This window comes from Vibrio sp. 10N.222.46.A1, assembly GCF_041473595.1.
Classification (GTDB): Bacteria; Pseudomonadota; Gammaproteobacteria; order Enterobacterales; family Vibrionaceae; genus Vibrio; species Vibrio tasmaniensis_A.
In genome coordinates this window covers 845-1,321 of record NZ_JBFRSN010000475.1, presented here as the reverse complement: position 1 = coordinate 1,321, position 477 = coordinate 845, and the positions used below count along the sequence as shown (strand labels likewise).

Annotated in this window: 1 pseudogene; it reads right to left on the bottom strand. The window is 44.2% G+C overall.

Features of this window, described 5'->3' with window-relative positions:
• Positions 1 to 121: 121 nt before the first annotated feature.
• Positions 122 to 477: pseudogene (locus tag AB4496_RS14250) on the bottom strand (EamA family transporter); the annotation flags it as partial.

Here is a 477-nt window from a genome sequence, read left to right as displayed (position 1 = left end):
TCTGTTGGGGTAGAGTAATAGTGGACTTTATCCATGGTACAAAAAAGCTTGGTCAAATAGTCATCAATTCAACCAAGCTTATCTTCGTATTAAGGGATTGTCTTGTAAAAAACGATCAGTGTTACTGCTTAGCGCGTTTGTTCTTTCTGTTGTTACGCAGACCGTCAAAGCTGAATATCACCAACGCTCCCCAAATAAAGGCGAAGGTAATCGCTTTGTCACTGGTAAACGCTTCGCCATAAATCAGCACCGCTAACAAGAACATTAAGCTTGGTCCAATGTACTGGAAGAAGCCGAGGGTCGATAGCTTCAAGCGTGTTGCAGCGCCAGTAAAGCACAGCAGTGGAATGGTGGTAATAACACCAGCCGCAACCAATAATAGATTGAGTTGCATCGGGTTCATTGAGAAGTCCGAGGTTGGGCTATCAGCAATAAATAGTAGGTACGTTGCTGCGAGAGGCAACATAACCAGAGTCT